Genomic DNA, 15,749 nt, shown 5'->3' with positions numbered 1-15,749 from the left:
TTTCACCGGTCACACCGGTTTTCCCGAGTGGGCGGTACTACCGGCTGAAAATATACGGTCTCACCGAGTGGGAGCGGCTGCGACATGACCTGTCACATTCTCTCATCTTCGGTATCGTGAACGTACGGACCGGACTGTCCGGGACAGTTGTAACACCCGGATCCGTTTGCGCGACAACTCCATAACGCGTGATCGTGTGGGAAAGGCAGGCAATGATGACTGCGAACACCAACCGCTTCGACGAGGCGGCGGTAGGTGCCGGACCGGGCCGGCTGTTGTCGGCGGAACCGATGACGGCGCGGCTGCTGCCCGGCGTGAAACTGCCCGCCCGGGCCTGGCGGATCAGTTACACCAGCACCCTCGGTTCGGGGGAACCCACGCAGGTCACCGGCACCGTACTGGTCCCGCGCGAGCCCTGGCGCGGCCCCGGCGCCCGCCCGCTGATCGGCTACGCGGTCGGGACCCAGGGCCTGGCCGATACCGTGGCCGCCGCGTCCTGGCAGTTGCGTTTCGGGCTGGAGTACGAATCGCTGTTCCTCATCTCGGCCCTGCGCCGCGGCTGGGCGCTCGCCATCACCGACTATCCGGGCCTCGGCAATCCGGGCACTCATCCCTACGTCATGGGCCGTTCGCTGGGCCCGGCGGTGCTGGACAGCATTCGCGCCGCGCGCCGGCTGCCCGCCGCGGGCCTGGATCCGGACGGACCACTCGGCATCTACGGCTACTCCGAGGGCGGCTGCGCCGCGGGCTGGGCACTGCAATTGCAGCCCGGCTATGCGCCCGAACTGGAACTGTCCGGCGGCGTGGTGGGTTCCGCGCCCGCCGACCTGCTGGACATGGTCGAATTCCTGGACGGCACCCCGTACGCCTTCCTGCTGTTCTACGGCGTGCTCGGCCTGGACGCCGCATACCCGGAACTCGATGTGCTGCAATACCTCCGGCCGCACGGCCGCGCCATTGCCGCGATCTTCCGCCGTACGCACGCTATTCCGGCGGCCGTGCTCGGCATCGGTGTCGGCGCGTTGATTCCGACCCGGGTGTCGGCCTATTGCACCCGCATGCCTTTCGAGGTGCCGGAGGTCCGGCGGCGCATGCTGGAGAACAAACTGGGCGGAATCGCACCCGCCGCACCGGTATTGGTCGCGGGCGGCACCGCCGAGCAGATCATCCCGTTCCCGCAGGCGGTCAACCTGGCCGACGACTGGAAGGCGCTCGGCGCGGACGTCACCATGCTGACCATGCCCCGGCGCGAACACATCACCGGCGCACTGTCCTTCGCCGGTCCGGCCATGCGCTTCCTGGCCGACCGCTTCGCCGAATCCCGCGCACTGGTCCTCCAGAAAGGCGCCTGAACACCGAAATGGCGCACGGCCGAGGATTTCCCCGGCCGTGCGCCATTCGCGCGCCACTCAGAGGTTGACGCCCCAATGCAGGACCCGGGACGTGAACAACACCAGCGCCAGCGAGACGATGGCGACCGTCACCAGGCCGATCACCGCCACCACCAGCGGCCGCCAGCCGGTCTTGGCCAGCTCGCGAATATTGGTGTTCAGGCCGACGCCGGCGAAGGTCAGCAGGAACGCCCACTTCGAGAAGTTCGCCAGGTTGGCGACCTGGGCCTTGATCAGCCAGTGCACGGTGGCCACCGCCGACACGGCCAGGAAGCCGAGCACGAACTTGGGGAACTTGGACCAGACGAAGACCGCCTTGGCGCGCAGGCCCGGTGCGATGGCATCGGCCTCGCCGCGAGCCGCCCAGTAGGCCGCGAAGCCCAGCACCACGAACCCGATGAGCGCATTGCGGGTCGACTTCACGAGTACCGCGGTCTTCCCCGCGGCATCGGAGAACAGGTAACCGGTGGCCGTGGTCTCCGCGGTGTTGTCCACCGCCAGACCCGCCCACAATCCGAACTCGTGATCGGTCAACCCGATCGCATGCCCCAGCGGCGGCAGCGCGAACAGCGCCACCGCGCCCAGCGCGAGAATCGCCGCAATGGCGTATCCGACATCGGAATTGCGGGCCCGGATCGCGCCCTTGCCCGCGACGATGGCCGACACGCCACAGATCGAGGTGCCGATGGCCAGCAGTGAGCCGAGCTTGCCGGACAGTCCCAGCCAGCGGGCCACGGCCAGGATGATCGCACCCGACACGGTCATATCGACCAGGATCTGAATGATGCTGGTGCCACCGAGTTTCGCCACGTCGCCGAGCACGAAGCGCGAGCCCAGCGCCACGATGCCGACCTTGAGCCAGAACTCGTAGGTGCCCACGCCCTTCCGGAAGATCGGATGCAGGCCGACGGTATTGGTGATGAGCAGGCCGATGAGGATGGCCCACAGCACGTATTCGATGTCCGGGACGGTCCAGTGCTGGTGTTTGGCCAGTTTCAGCCACCAGATCTCCGCGTACTTGCCGAGCACGCCGACCGCGACGAGCAGCAGTACGCCGGGCAGGTATTCGGCCAGGCCGCGCGCGGTGAGCGGCCCGGAGTCCGGTTCGAGGAAGTCGTCATCGGTCCTGCCGAGGTTGACCGCGGTATCGCTCATGTCGTCACCACGGAATCTTCGGCAGGATGTCGAGCACGGCGAGCACCGTCACCGCGCCCGACACGATCACGGACCACCAGTCGGCCCCGAGCCGCCCGGCGGCGTCGAGCCACGATGGTCGGGCGCCGGATGTTTCCGGCGCCGGCGTGGGGTTGGGACTGTTCACCCTTGGGCCTCCAGACTGAGTTCGCAGTACGGCAGGCCTGCACTATGTCGAGGCCGGCGGGCTGCGGACAGTGTTGGAATCGCCCTGATTCGTTGTCGGAATTGTCCTTATTGACGCACGGTTCGCCGATACGCTGCGGGCGTCGTGCCCGTCCAGCGCTTGAACGCGTGAATGAAGGGCGTGGCCTCGGCGTATCCCAGACGGATCGCGATATCGTCCACCGACAGCGGTGTGGCGGTGAGCATTTCCTCGGCCAGCGTCTGCCGCACCTCGTCGAGCAGCACGCGGTAACTGGTGCCCGCCGCGTCCAGATGCCGGCGCAGCGTGCGCGGACTCACATTGAGGGTCCGGGACAGAGTGTCGAAGGACGGCGGCGCGGTGAATCCCGTTGCCCCGGAACCGGGCAGCAGCCGATCCCGCACCTCGGCCGCGATACCGGTGCGGGCACTGCGCCGATGCAGCAGATCCCGGCATTGCGCGACGCAGACCGCCCAGGTCGGTTGATTGGCCTGGGGGAGCGGTTGCGCCAGCAGATCCGGGTCGATCCCGAAAACCGTGTGCGCGCGGTCGAATTGCGGGCGGATGCCGAACAGCGACTCCAGCCGTTCGGCCTGATCGGTGGCGGGATAGCCGAATTCGGCCCGGGTGAAATCGACCCGCGCCCCGAGCAGATCGCTCATCACCCGATGCATGGCGATGATGTCGCGCTCGGCCAGGAACTGCTGTACATCGGCCGGAATGGTGTCGTGGTGGATCCAGGTCACCACCTCGCGCGGCCGGGACTCGACGATCGGTGTGCAGAAGGCGAATCCGAGCCGGTAGTACCGCAGCGCCAGCGAAATCGCCTCGCGCAGCGTCGGACTGGTGACGCAGGCGTACCCGAAGATGCCGAAGGTGCTGATCCGGTAGCGTCGCCCCACCTCCACGCCGAGCGCCGGCACCCCGGTCACCTCGCGGAGCAGATTGCGCACCACGGCCAGTTCGGTCTCGGCCGGGATCTGCGCATCCGGATCTGCCAGCTGCCGCCCGGTCAGCCCGGTGCCCGCGAGTATCCGTTCCGCCGGCACGCCGTGCTCGCCCGCGAATTCCACCATGACCGCGACGCTGGCCGTGCCGCGCGGGAAATTCCAGGTCCGGACATCCGGTTCCTCGACCGTGCTCATCCTTCGATTATGGCCGGAAGTATGGATTTTCTGGCCGTCGCTCATTCATGACCATATAACCCCAGGTCGTAGCTTTGAACGCAACACATCGAGGTGAGGAGAGCAGCCATGAGCGCTCGTAGCGGCCCGTCGATCGTCATCATCGGCACCGGCTTCGGCGGCCTCGGCATGGCCATGGAACTGCGCCGGGCCGGATTCGAGAACTTCACCCTCCTCGAACGCGGCGACGATGTGGGCGGCGTGTGGCGGGAGAACACCTACCCGGGCGCGGCCTGCGACGTGCCCTCACCGCTGTACTCGTTCTCCTACGAGCCGAACCCGGACTGGACCAAGCGCTGTGCGCCGCAGGCCGAGATCCACGCGTATCTGCGCGGCCTCGCCGAGAAGCACGGGCTGCTCGCGAAGATCCGCTTCGGCGCGGAGGTCACCGAAACCGAATACGACGACGCCACCGGCACCTGGACCGTGCGCACAGCCGACGGGTCCGAGCTGACCGCCGATGTGGTGATCTCGGCCGTCGGGCAGCTCTCGCGCCCGGCCGTGCCGAACATCCCCGGCCTCGAGAGCTTCGAGGGTGCGGCCTTCCACTCCGCCGAATGGGATCACGAGGTCGATCTCACCGGGAAGCGGGTGGCCGTCATCGGAACCGGCGCCAGCGCAATCCAATTCGTGCCGGAAATCCAGCCGAAGGTGGCCGAGCTGACCGTGTTCCAGCGTTCGGCCACCTGGATTCTGCCCAAGCCCGATACCGATTACGGTCCGCGTCTGCGCGCGCTGTTCCGGGCCGTCCCGCCCACGCAGTTGATCGAACGTGTCGCCTGGTGGGCGGTATGCGAAACCACCTCGCTGAGCATCGTGGACGTTCCGGCCATCCGGCCCATCGTCGAACGAATCGGCACCGGCCATCTGAACAAGCAGGTGAGCGATCCGGTCCTGCGCGCCAAGCTGATTCCCGACGCACCGCCCGGCTGCAAACGCGGGCTGTTCTCCAACGACTGGTTCCCGGCGCTGGCCCAGCCCAATGTGCAGGTCGAGACCGGCGGCATCAACGAGATCACGCCGACGGGCGTGCGCGGCGCCGACGGAGTGCTGCACGAGGTCGACGTCATCATCTACGGCACCGGGTTCAAGGGCACCGAGTTCCTGTGGCCCATGACCATCACCGGCGGCCAGGGCCGCAAGCTGCACGACGAATGGGCCGATGGCGCACGCGCTTTCAAAGGCATCGCGGTGGCCGGGTTCCCGAACCTGTTCATGCTGTACGGGCCGAACACGAATCTCGGCGCGGGTTCCGTCGTGCACATCATCGAATCCCAGACCCGCTACATCCGGCAGGCCCTCGAACTCCTGGCCGCGCGGCCCGGCCGCGTACTGGCCGTGCGCCCGGCGGCCGAAGCCGCCTACGACGCCAGAATCCAAGCCCGCCTGGACCGTTCGGTGTGGAGCTTCTGCACCAGCTGGTACCGCAGTGCCGCCGGGCGCATCACCAACAACTGGCCCGGCACGGTCACCGGCTACCGGCTGGAGACCCGCCGCCTGAATCCTGCCGACTTCGAACTCGTGGAGATCTGAATGCGTTTCGACTACGACGTCCTCGTCATCGGCTCGGGCTTCGGCGGCAGTGTGAGCGCACTGCGGCTGACCGAGAAGGGGTATCGCGTCGGCGTGCTGGAGGCGGGCCGCCGCTTCGCCGACGACGAATTCGCCAAGACCTCCTGGCGGCTGCGGCAGTACCTGTGGGCACCGGCCCTGGGCTGCTTCGGAATTCAGCGACTGTCCCTGCTGAAGGACACCTTCATCATGGCGGGCGCGGGTGTCGGCGGCGGTTCGCTGGTGTACGCGAACACGCTGTATCAGCCGCCGGACAAGTTCTACGCCGACCGGCAGTGGGGGCACATCACCGACTGGAAAGACGAGCTCGCGCCGCACTACGACCAGGCCGGGCGAATGCTGGGCGTCACCGTGAATCCCGCGACCACGCCCACGGATCGGGTGCTGCTCGAAGTGGCCGAGGAGATGGGTATCGAGGGTAGCTACCAGCGCACCCCGGTCGGCGTGTTCTTCGGCGGCCCGGGCCGGCGGCCGGGCGAGGATGTGCCGGACCCGTATTTCGGCGGCGTCGGTCCAGAACGCCGCACCTGCACCCATTGCGGTGAATGCATGACCGGCTGCCGTCACAACGCCAAGAACACCCTGGTGAAGAACTACCTGTATCTGGCCGAAAAGGCCGGGGCCACAGTGCATCCGCTCACCACGGTGACCGATGTCCGGCCACTCTCCGGCGGCGGATACGCGGTGACCACCGTGCGCACCGGCCGTAAGCTGCGTAAGCAGCGCCACGAATTCACCGCCGAACAGGTGATCTTCGCCGCCGCCTCGCTGGGCACCCAGAAGCTGCTGCACAGTCTGCGGGATCGGGGCTCGCTGCCGGACATCTCCCCGCGCCTCGGATATCTCTCCCGCACCAATTCCGAAGAGCTGCTGGCGGTCCGGAGCCGGCGCAAGGACGGCGACTTCACCAAGGGCGTGGCCATCACCTCGTCCATTCACCCCGATCACGACACTCATATCGAACCGGTGCGCTACGGCAAGGGCAGCAATGCCATGTCGCCGATGACCACCGTCATGGTGAGCGGTGACGCCCCGCGCTGGCGGGGCTGGCTGCGGGAACTCGTACGGAATCGGCGTGATCTGATCAAGGTCCACTCGCCGCGGCGCTGGTCCGAACAGTCGCTCGGTCTGTTGGTCATGCAGTCGGTGGACAATTCCATCACCACCTACACGAAGCCAGGCCTGTTCGGTCGCAGGATGACCACCAAACAGGGTGAGGGACAGCCGAATCCGGATTGGATTCCCGCCGGTCACGAGGTGGCGCGCCGGATAGCCGGCAAGATCGACGGCATTCCCACGGCCGCCACCAGTAGCAGCATCTTCAATATCCCGATGACGGGTCACTTCATCGGCGGCTGCGTCATCGGCGACAGCCCGGAGACCGGTGTCGTGGACCCGTACCACCGGATCTACGGATATCAGGGCCTGCACATCATCGACGGCTCGACAATCTCCGCGAACCTCGGCGTGAACCCGTCACTGACCATCACCGCGCAGGCCGAGCGCGCAATCTCCTTGTGGCCCAATCGAGGCGACGCGGATCAACGTCCCGCTGTCGGCGCGGCTTATCACCGCATCGCCCCGATCCCGCCACAGCATCCGGTGGTACCGCCCACCGCTCCGGCGGCGCTCCGGCTGCCGATCGTCGAAATCACGTCGGCCCGAACGGAGTCCGCGGAGACCTAGAGGGTCCGGAGCCGGGCCTTGGCGTCGGCGTATTCGCGGGTGAGGCGGTCGACCACGGCGGCGACCGGCACCACCGCGTCGATCGCGCCGATGCCCTGGCCGGAGCCCCAGATATCGCGCCACGGCTTGGCGCCGGCCGGGGCGTCGGCGACGGTGCCGAAGTTCATGGCCGACGGATCGGACTGGCCCAGATTGTCGGGGTCCATGCCGGCGGCGGTGATGCTGGGGCGCAGGTAGTTTCCGTGCACGCCGGTGAAGAAGTTGGAGTAGACGATATCGCCGGCGGTGGAGTCGACGATCATCTGTTTGTAGCCGGTGACGGCATTGGCCTCGTCGGTGGCGATGAAGGCGGTGCCGATGTAGGCCAGGTCCGCGCCCGCGGCCTGCGCGGCGAGAATGGAGCGGCCGTGCGCGATGGCGCCGGACAGCAGCAGCGGGCCGTCGAACCAGGAGCGGATCTCGTTGAGCAGCGCGAACGGCGACTGCGCGCCGGCGTGCCCGCCCGCGCCGGCCGCCACCGCGATGAGGCCGTCGGCGCCGCGTTCGACGGCCTTGTGCGCGAACACATTGTTGATCACGTCGTGCAGCACGATGCCGCCGTAGGAGTGCACGGCCTCGTTCACGTCGGGACGCGCGCCCAGCGAGGTGATGACGATCGGCACCTGGAATTCGACGACCGTGGCGAGGTCTTCCTCGAGCCGGTCATTGCTCTTGTGCACGATGAGGTTCACCGCGTACGGCGCGGACGGGGAGTCCGGATTATCGGCGTCGTGCTTGGCCAGTTCCTCGTTGATGCGCACCAGCCATTCGCGGAACTGTGCGTGCGGCCGGGCATTGAGGGACGGGAACGAGCCCACGACCCCTGCCTGACACTGGGCGATGACGAGCTCCGGACCGGAGACGAGGAAGAGGGGCGAGGCGATCGCGGGCAGGCGCAGGCGGTCGGACAGGATGGGCGGCAGGCTCATTGACGCGTTCCTTCATCGGGTCGTTCCGAGGCTGTGACCAGCACTCTGGTGATACTCTTCACCAGAGTATGCCCGAAGCAAGATCAGTAGCCCAGAGGTGATGACGTGAGCGGTGGTGACGCGACCGCGCCCCGCGGCCGATACGCCGGCCTCACCGCCGACGAACGCCGCCTCCGGCGCCGCGAGCAACTGCGCACCGCCGCCCTGGACACCATTGCCGACGCAGGCATCTCCGGCCTCAAGGTACGCGCGCTCTGCGCCCGCGCCGGCCTGAACGACCGCTACTTCTACGAGAGCTACCCCGACACCGACCACCTCCTCGTCGACGTGGTCGAAGACCAACTGGCGCAGGCCATGTCGGAGATCATGGCCGCCATCACCACCGCTCCTGCCGACACCCGCCTGCGCACCCGCGCGGTCATCGAAACCGGCCTCGCCGCCATCGTCGACCACCCCGCCCGCCGCCGCATGGTCACCGAACTCCAATCCCTCGCCGAATTACGCACCCGCCGAGCCGAACTCGTCACCCTCCTCAGCGGCATCATGCTCGACCAGGGCCGCGAACTCCTCGGCGAATCCGCCACCGGCATGTACGCCGAACTCGCTGCCCGCACCGTCGTCCACGGCGGCCTCGAACTCCTCGCCGAATGGGTCCGCGGCGACCTCACCATCACCCGCCCCCAACTGACCGACTTCCTGGTAGCCATGATCCTCACCGCCTCCGACATCACCACCACCGTCGAACGCGAAGTCGCCGGGTAGTCCGCGCCGCCCGAACCGAAGGCTGGACGAAGGCGATCGAATGTCTCAGGATGAGATCCGATCTCATCGACGAGGAGTGCGGATGGTCGCAAACCAGCGCGTGGACTGGCTGGCCGGTGGCGTGCGCCGGTCCATCGGTGCGGAGCGGATCGTGATGTCGGCCGGGGAGCTGTTCCGGGCGCGGGGGTTCGATCAGGTCGGTATGGATGAGGTGGCTGCCGCCGCGGGGTGCTCGCGGGCCACGCTGTACCGGCACTTCCCGGGCAAGGTGGCCTTGATCGATGCGGTGCTGGCCAGTTCGGCCGAGGCGGTGGTGGCGCGGGTGGCCGGGGTGGTCGCGCGCTACGACGGGGCGCGGCGGATCGTGGAGGCCATTCTCGCGTCGGTGAGTGCGGTGCGGGCGGATCCGGCGCTGGCGCACTGGTTCGCGGACCGCGCCGGGGGCAGTGACGAAGTGTTCGCCACGTCGGGCGAATTGGGGCGCATCGCGACCATGCTCACCGGGATCGCGCCGGATGACGAAGCGGCGCAGTGGATTGTGCGGGTGGTGCTGTCCTTGCTGGTGTGGCCGCTGGCCGATGCGGCGAGCGAGCGGCGCATGGTGGAGCGGTTCGTGCGCTAGCCGCCGGGTCAGCGGTTCGGCTGTTCCGAGAACTCGGCGAGGGGGAGGAGGGGGGCGTTCGGGTCGAGAGTGAGGCCGCGGGATTCGGCGGTGGCGGAGAGGGCGCCCCAGGCGAAGGAGGTGAGCTGGTCGGCCAATTCCTTTGCGGTGATGACGGGTTCGTTGAGCCAGCGCAGGACGCCGAGGCCGATGGCGCCGAGCATGGCGTCCACGGCGAACTGGGTGTGCTCGCCGTCGGCGCCGTGTAGCCGGAGCACGCCGGAGAAGAAGTCGGCGACTGTATCGGACAGTGGCCGGCCGTCCTCGATGAGGCGGGCCGCGCCGAAGGCCGTGACCACGTGCGCGCTGACGATGAACCGGAACAGGTTGGGCCGCTCGGCGACCAGATCGATGTAGGCGGCGAGCACCGTGCGCACGGCTTCCCGCCCGGGTCCGGTCGGATTCAGGTGCGGTGTCACGCGATCCACGATCAGTTCCTGCACCCGCCCGCTCACCGCGGCCAGCAGTTCCACCTTGTCGCCGAAGAACCGGTAGAGCTTGGGACGCGGTATACCAGCGGTTTTCACCACATCGTCGATGGAGAGTTCGGGCCCGTGCTCGTCGATGGCGCGCATGGTGGCGTCGATGAGTTCGGCGCGGACGGAGGTGCGGTGCGAGTGCCAGCGGTCGTAGCGGGCATCACCCTTCGGGGCGGCCGGTCGGTCGCGATTCGGGGGAGAGGCCATGCGACAGATTGTAATTCGATCCGTTACGGCACACCCCCTTGTGTGGTGTCTGGGACAATCCTACACTGACCTCACATCGAACACGCAGTACTAGGTACTCAGTGTTGCACCAAGGATGGTCAAGATGGCAAGTGTTCTTCCCACTTATCCCAAGGCGCGGCGGATCAGATTCCGCTTCGACCAACACGATTCGAACGACAAGTACTTCGTCGACGGCGATATGGTGTTCAGCCACTTCGTCGCCGGCCTCTCCGGCGGCTTCCCACCGGGCGAGGAATCCTTCATCCGCTCGGTGCGCCGCGTCGCCGAACGCGTCACCGACCCGGTCCTGAAGAAGCGCGTCACCGGCTTCGTCGGCCAGGAGGCCATGCACGGCCAGGAACACCGGCGGCTCAACGAGAAACTCGTCGAAATGGGTTATCCCATCGCCTGGTACGACTCCCCGACCCAGCTGGAACGCATGCTCGGCATCGAGTCCCGGCTGCCCGCCGAGGTGCATGTCGCCATGACCGCGGCGGCCGAGCACTTCACCGCCGTGCTCGCCGAACGCGTGCTCTCCAGCGACGAAATCCAGTCCATCCCGGCCGAACCCGAATTCTGGCAGCTGCTCAACTGGCACGCGCTGGAGGAACTCGAGCACAAGTCGGTCGCCTTCGACGTGTTCCGTGCCATCGGCGGCAGCGAACGCATGCGCATCGGCGTCATGCTGGCCATGTACTCGCTGACCCTGCCGCTCACCTACGGCAGTCTCGCCTACGCCCTGGCCACCGATCCGGTGGCGCGCCGGCAGCCCGTGCGCGTGGCCCGCGAGGCGTATCAGCTGTTCACCGGCCCGATCTTCCGCGGCCTCATGGGTGAGCTGGCCAAGTACCTGCGGCCCGGCTTCCACCCGGACGACATCGACACCACGGCCCTGCTCGCCCGTTGGCAGCAGGAGCTTTTCGGCGACGAGGGCGTACTCAACGACCACCTGAAATAGCCACAACTCCCTCGAGAAAGGACCGGCCAATGACGATCGGTCAGGACGCCCAGTCCCTCACCCCCAACGGCAGATCCCGCACCCCGTATCCGAAGGTGCGGCGCATGCGCTTCCGGTTCGGCCAGCCCGAACCCATGCAGCACCGCTTCGTCCAGGACGATATTCCGCTCACCCACCTCATCGCCGTGCTGTCGGGCGCGTTCCCGCCGGGTGAGGAGTCCTTCATCCGCTCGGTGCGCAAATTCTCCGACGAGATCACCGATCCCGTGCTCAAGAAGCGCGTCGCCGGGTTCATCGGCCAGGAGGCCGTGCACGGGCAGCAGCACCGCGTGCTCAACGACATGCTGATCGACAATGGATTCCCGATCGTCCGCATCTTCACCTTCGACCGCGACGCACTGCGCGAACGCGGCCTGGTCGCGCTGGAGAACGCGGTACCACGGCAGGTGCACCTGGCGGTCACGGCCGCTGCCGAGCACTACACCGCGACACTCGCCAAGCGCGTGCTGGGAACCCAGGAGATCCAGGACATTCCGGGTGATCCGGAGGTGCTGAACCTGCTCAACTGGCATGCGTTCGAGGAGCTCGAGCACAAGTCGGTGGCCTTCGACGTCTTCCGCGATCGCGGCGGCGCGGAGGTGGTCCGCATCGGTGTCATGGCCGGCATGTACGTCTTCACCATCCCGGTGGTCTCGCTGGGCGTACTGGCCTCGATCCTGTCCGACCCCAGCAGCTGGCGGCCGTTCAAGGTGGTGCGCCAGACCATCCGGCTGTACCGCGGCCCGATCGTGAAGGGCCTGCTGAAGGAGATGCGGCCGTATCTGCGGCCGGGCTTCCATCCCGACGATATCGACACCACCGCCCTGCTGGAGGCGTGGCGGCAGGAGCTGTTCGGCGCGCACGGCGAGCTCGTGGACCGGATCGGCTGAGGCAGAGGACCTTTCGAGAATATGAGCAGAGACGCCGGCCGGGACGCCCCGGCCGCCGTCCGGCCCGACCACGAGGTCATCGTGGTCGGCGCCGGATTCGGCGGCATCGGCACCGGCATCGCATTGCAGCGCAAAGGCATCCACGACTTCGTGATCGTGGACAAGTGGGACCGCGTCGGCGGTACCTGGCACGCCAACACCTATCCCGGTGTGGCGGTGGACATCCCCTCGTTCATCTACAGCTTCTCCTACGAGCAGCGCGGCGACTGGTCGCGCATCTTCGCGCCCGGCGCCGAACTGCGCGAATACGCCGAGCACATGGTCGACAAGTACGGGCTGCGCGACCGGCTGCGGCTGAACACCACCGTCACCGGCGCCGAATTCGACGACCGGAACAGCCTGTGGCGCCTGACCACCGACGGCGGGCACCACCTCACCGCCCGGCACGTGGTGCTGGCCATCGGCGGCCTGGAACGCCCCAAGATGCCGGATATCCCGGGGCTGAACGACTTCGGCGGCACGCTCGTGCACACCGCCATGTGGGATCACGATGTGAGCCTGCGCGGCAAGCGGGTCGCGGTGATCGGCACCGGGGCGACCGCCCTGCAGCTCATCCCGGCCATCGTGGACGACACCGAACACCTCACCGTCTTCCAGCGCACCCCCATCTGGGTGTTCCCGAAGAACGATGCCGAGGTCGGACGCCTCGGCCGACAGGTACTGGGGCGCAAGGGTATTCGCTCCGCCCTGCGCGCGGTGGGCAATGTCGGCACCGAAATCGCCATGAGCGGCCAGGTGGCCGGGCCCGCCTGGCTCACCGAGGCCGGCCGGAAGGCGGCGGAGATCCCCATCCGGCGCTGGATGCGCAGCCAGGTGGACGATCCGGTGCTGCGTGAGAAGCTCACGCCCCGTTACGGTCTGGGCTGCAAGCGGCCGTCCATGTCGAACGATTACCTGAAGACGTTCAACCGTTCCGACGTCAGCCTGGTGACCGACTCCATCGAGCGCGTCACCGAGCGCGGCGTGGTGACCGCGGACGGCGCCGAGCACGAGATCGATGTGCTCATCTGCGCCACCGGCTTCAAGCTCTGGGACAAGGGCGCCATCCCGCCCTTCCCGGTACGCGGCCGCAACGGCAAGGATTTGGAGAAGTTCTGGGACGAGCACCGCTACCAGTCCTATCAGGGTGTTTCGGTGCCAGGATTCCCGAACGCCTTCACCATCACCGGTCCGTACGGATTCGTGCTGGGCTCCTACATCTGGATGATCGAGGCCACCTCGGCGCATCTGGCGCGGGCCATCGCGGAGTCGAAACGGCGCGGCGCCACCGAGATCGAGATCCGGCAGGAGGTGCACGACGAGTACTTCCGCCGCTGCCTCCAACGGCAGGAGAAGAACTTCCTGTTCACCCCTGTCTGCGAAGGCTCCAACACCTACTACATCGACAATAACGGCGACTCGCCGTTCCGGCCCTCCACGCACGGCGAAATGTACTGGCAGAACCGGCATTTCAATCTCGACGTGTACCGGTACACCACCGGCGCGCCGGCGCCGTCCGAGGTCGCGGTCCTGTCCGAGGAGGCATCGTGAAGCTCAATACCATCGAGCCGCGCCTGGTCGTGGTGACCGGTGCGGGCAGCGGCATCGGGCGGGCGGTCGCCCTGCGCTTCGCGCGCATGGGCGCTCAGGTGGTGGTCTCCGATATCGACAAGGACGCCGCCCTGGCCACCGTGGCCATGATCCGCGCCAAGGGGCAGCGGGCCGTCGCCATGCAGCTGGATGTCACCGATCCGGAGGCGTGGGGGACCTTCACCCGGGACGTGCACGCCGACCTCGGCGTGCCGGACGTGCTGGTCAACAATGCCGGCATCCTGGTCAGCGGCGCCTTCCTGGACCTGGAACCGGAGGACTGGGACAAACAGCTGGGCGTCAACCTGCTGGGTGTGGTGTACGGCTGCCGGGCCTTCGGGCGGCTCATGATCGACGAGGGCAAGCGCGGGCACATCGTGAACATCGCCTCCGCGGCGGCGTTCACGCCCACGCCGGTCATGTCGGCGTACTCGGTGTCCAAGGCCGGGGTCAAGATGCTCACCGAATGCCTGCGGCTGGAGCTCGCGCCGAAAGGCGTGGGCGTGAGCGCCATCTGCCCTGGCGTGATCAATACCAATATCGGCGAGCATGCCACCACCATCGGCGTCGATCCCGCGCTGGTGCAGCGCGGGAAGGAGATCGCCAGGCAGGTGCAGGAATTCGCGGCCCAGCTGCCGTTCTCGCCGCTGAGCCCGGACCTGGTGGCGCGGGCCGTGGTGCGCGCGGTGAACTACGACCTGGCCGTGGTGCCGGTGCGCGCCGAAGCCTGGCTGGGGTACTTCATGCTGCGCATCGCGCCCGGCGTGAATCGCCGTATCACCCAGCCGATCTCGATCGAGCGCCTCGAATCCACGGGCGCCTGGCTGCTGGACCGGTTCGGCGGGTACCTCCCGTCGCAGCCGGAGGTCGTCACCGCGGGCAGCGGGAAGCCGGCCGCCGGGAGAGGGGAGCATGGATGAACCCTCGCGCCCACCTCATCAAGGTGCGCGAGGTGATCAGCGAGACCGCCGACGCGGTCTCGCTGGTCTTCGATATCCCGGCCGATCTCGGTCCCCGATTCGCCTACGCGCCCGGACAATTCCTCACCCTGCAGGTGCCCAGTGACCGCACCGGCTCGGTGGCCCGCTGCTATTCGCTGTCCAGCAGCCCGCATTGCGACGACCGCATGACCGTGACGGTGAAACGCACGGCCGGCGGCTATGCGTCGAACTGGCTCTGCGACAACGTCGCCGCCGGATCCGTGCTGACCGTGCTGGAACCGGCCGGGAACTTCGTGCCGCCGTCGCTGCAGCGGGATCTGCTGTTGTGCGCGGCGGGCAGCGGTATCACGCCGATCATGTCGATCCTGAAATCAGCGCTCACGGTCGGCCGCGGGAAGATCGTGGTGCTGTACGCCAATCGGGATCGGCGCTCGATCATCTTCGAGCGGCAGCTGCAGGACCTGACGCGGAAGTATCCGCGCCGGTTGACGATCCAGCACTGGCTGGAATCCGAACGCGGGCTGCCGACCGCGCGCGGTATCGCGGGGTGGGCCAAGCCCTACCGGCGGCACGAGGTATTCCTGTGCGGTCCGGAGGGTTTCGCGACCGTGGTGAAGCGCGGGCTGGGGGAGTTACGCATTCCCGAACGTGCGATACGGCAGGAGGCGTATCGCTCGCTCACCGACAATCCGTTCGAACATCACGCACCGGCTATTGCCGCGGATTCGCCGGAAGCGGGTTCCGATATCGCCACGGCGCATGTGGAAATCGACGGCGCGACGCACACCCTGCCCTGGCCGCGGAACAAGAAGCTCCTCGACCTACTCCTCGACCACGGTATAGACGCGCCTTATGTCTGCCGTGAATCCGCATGCGGCACTTGCGTATGCAGCGTGAAACAAGGCCGCACCCGCATGATCATGAACGAGGCCCTGATCGAGGAGGAACTGGACATGGGCCTGACCCTGGCCTGTCAGACCCTCCCCGAATCCGATGACGTGCACATCGCCTTCGACCAGTGA

General features: G+C 67.3%; 14 protein-coding genes and 1 pseudogene. 10 read left to right on the top strand and 5 right to left on the bottom strand.

The annotated features are described in order from the left end of the window. The first annotated feature begins 212 nt into the window (after window positions 1–212). Window positions 213–1,352, top strand: coding sequence for a lipase family protein (locus tag ACH438_RS30305; protein ID WP_397011323.1), 1,140 nt, complete (start codon window positions 213–215; stop codon window positions 1,350–1,352). Between the two features lie 57 nt (window positions 1,353–1,409). Here the strand turns inward: ACH438_RS30305 and ACH438_RS30300 are convergent. The 3 genes and pseudogenes from ACH438_RS30300 to ACH438_RS30290 all read right to left on the bottom strand — a co-directional run. After that, a pseudogene (locus ACH438_RS30300) lies at window positions 1,410–2,459 on the bottom strand (YeiH family protein); the annotation flags it as partial. Window positions 2,460–2,550: 91 nt separating this feature from the next. After that, entirely contained in the window at window positions 2,551–2,712 is a 162-nt protein-coding gene (locus tag ACH438_RS30295) for a hypothetical protein (RefSeq protein WP_397011321.1), read from the bottom strand. Between the two features lie 107 nt (window positions 2,713–2,819). Beyond that, window positions 2,820–3,875 (bottom strand): AraC family transcriptional regulator, encoded by a 1,056-nt coding sequence (locus ACH438_RS30290; RefSeq protein ID WP_397011319.1) that lies wholly within the window; start codon window positions 3,873–3,875, stop codon window positions 2,820–2,822. 108 nt (window positions 3,876–3,983) lie between these two features. Here ACH438_RS30290 and ACH438_RS30285 point away from each other — a divergent pair, with 108 nt between their 5' ends. After that, window positions 3,984–5,447, top strand: coding sequence for a flavin-containing monooxygenase (locus ACH438_RS30285; RefSeq protein ID WP_397011317.1), 1,464 nt, complete (start codon window positions 3,984–3,986; stop codon window positions 5,445–5,447). Further along, entirely contained in the window at window positions 5,448–7,172 is a 1,725-nt protein-coding gene (locus ACH438_RS30280) for a GMC family oxidoreductase N-terminal domain-containing protein (RefSeq protein WP_397011315.1), read from the top strand. Here the strand turns inward: ACH438_RS30280 and ACH438_RS30275 are convergent. After that, window positions 7,169–8,140, bottom strand: coding sequence for an NAD(P)H-dependent flavin oxidoreductase (locus ACH438_RS30275; protein WP_397011313.1), 972 nt, complete (start codon window positions 8,138–8,140; stop codon window positions 7,169–7,171). The genes ACH438_RS30280 and ACH438_RS30275 overlap by 4 nt on opposite strands. A gap of 105 nt (window positions 8,141–8,245) precedes the next feature. On the opposite strand from ACH438_RS30275, the gene ACH438_RS30270 reads away from it, so the two are divergent. Continuing rightward, window positions 8,246–8,902, top strand: coding sequence for a TetR/AcrR family transcriptional regulator (locus tag ACH438_RS30270; RefSeq protein WP_397011310.1), 657 nt, complete (start codon window positions 8,246–8,248; stop codon window positions 8,900–8,902). An 82-nt stretch (window positions 8,903–8,984) separates the two neighbouring features. Then, window positions 8,985–9,524 carry a TetR/AcrR family transcriptional regulator gene (locus tag ACH438_RS30265; protein ID WP_397011308.1) on the top strand — a complete coding sequence of 180 codons (540 nt, stop codon included), beginning with the start codon at window positions 8,985–8,987 and terminating at the stop codon, window positions 9,522–9,524. Window positions 9,525–9,532: 8 nt separating this feature from the next. Here ACH438_RS30265 and ACH438_RS30260 read toward each other — a convergent pair whose 3' ends face one another. Further along, complete coding sequence (locus ACH438_RS30260; RefSeq protein ID WP_397011306.1) at window positions 9,533–10,249, bottom strand: TetR/AcrR family transcriptional regulator; 717 nt, start codon at window positions 10,247–10,249, stop codon at window positions 9,533–9,535. A gap of 124 nt (window positions 10,250–10,373) precedes the next feature. Here ACH438_RS30260 and ACH438_RS30255 point away from each other — a divergent pair, with 124 nt between their 5' ends. The 5 genes from ACH438_RS30255 to ACH438_RS30235 are packed head-to-tail and all read left to right on the top strand — an operon-like array spanning window position 10,374 to window position 15,749. Further along, window positions 10,374–11,228 carry a metal-dependent hydrolase gene (locus tag ACH438_RS30255; RefSeq protein WP_397011304.1) on the top strand — a complete coding sequence of 285 codons (855 nt, stop codon included), beginning with the start codon at window positions 10,374–10,376 and terminating at the stop codon, window positions 11,226–11,228. 29 nt (window positions 11,229–11,257) lie between these two features. Then, window positions 11,258–12,157 (top strand): metal-dependent hydrolase, encoded by a 900-nt coding sequence (locus ACH438_RS30250; RefSeq protein WP_397011302.1) that lies wholly within the window; start codon window positions 11,258–11,260, stop codon window positions 12,155–12,157. Window positions 12,158–12,178: 21 nt separating this feature from the next. Next, entirely contained in the window at window positions 12,179–13,747 is a 1,569-nt protein-coding gene (locus ACH438_RS30245; protein WP_397011300.1) for a flavin-containing monooxygenase, read from the top strand. Further along, window positions 13,744–14,706, top strand: a complete 963-nt coding sequence (locus tag ACH438_RS30240) for an SDR family NAD(P)-dependent oxidoreductase (RefSeq protein ID WP_397011298.1) — start codon at window positions 13,744–13,746, stop codon at window positions 14,704–14,706. The genes ACH438_RS30245 and ACH438_RS30240 overlap by 4 nt, the downstream gene beginning before the upstream one ends. Then, entirely contained in the window at window positions 14,703–15,749 is a 1,047-nt protein-coding gene (locus ACH438_RS30235) for a 2Fe-2S iron-sulfur cluster-binding protein (protein ID WP_397011296.1), read from the top strand. Before ACH438_RS30240 ends, ACH438_RS30235 begins: the two co-directional genes overlap by 4 nt.

Source organism: Nocardia sp. NPDC020380 (assembly GCF_044386975.1).
Taxonomy (GTDB): domain Bacteria; phylum Actinomycetota; class Actinomycetes; order Mycobacteriales; family Mycobacteriaceae; genus Nocardia.
This window is presented reverse-complemented; position numbering and strand designations above follow the sequence as displayed.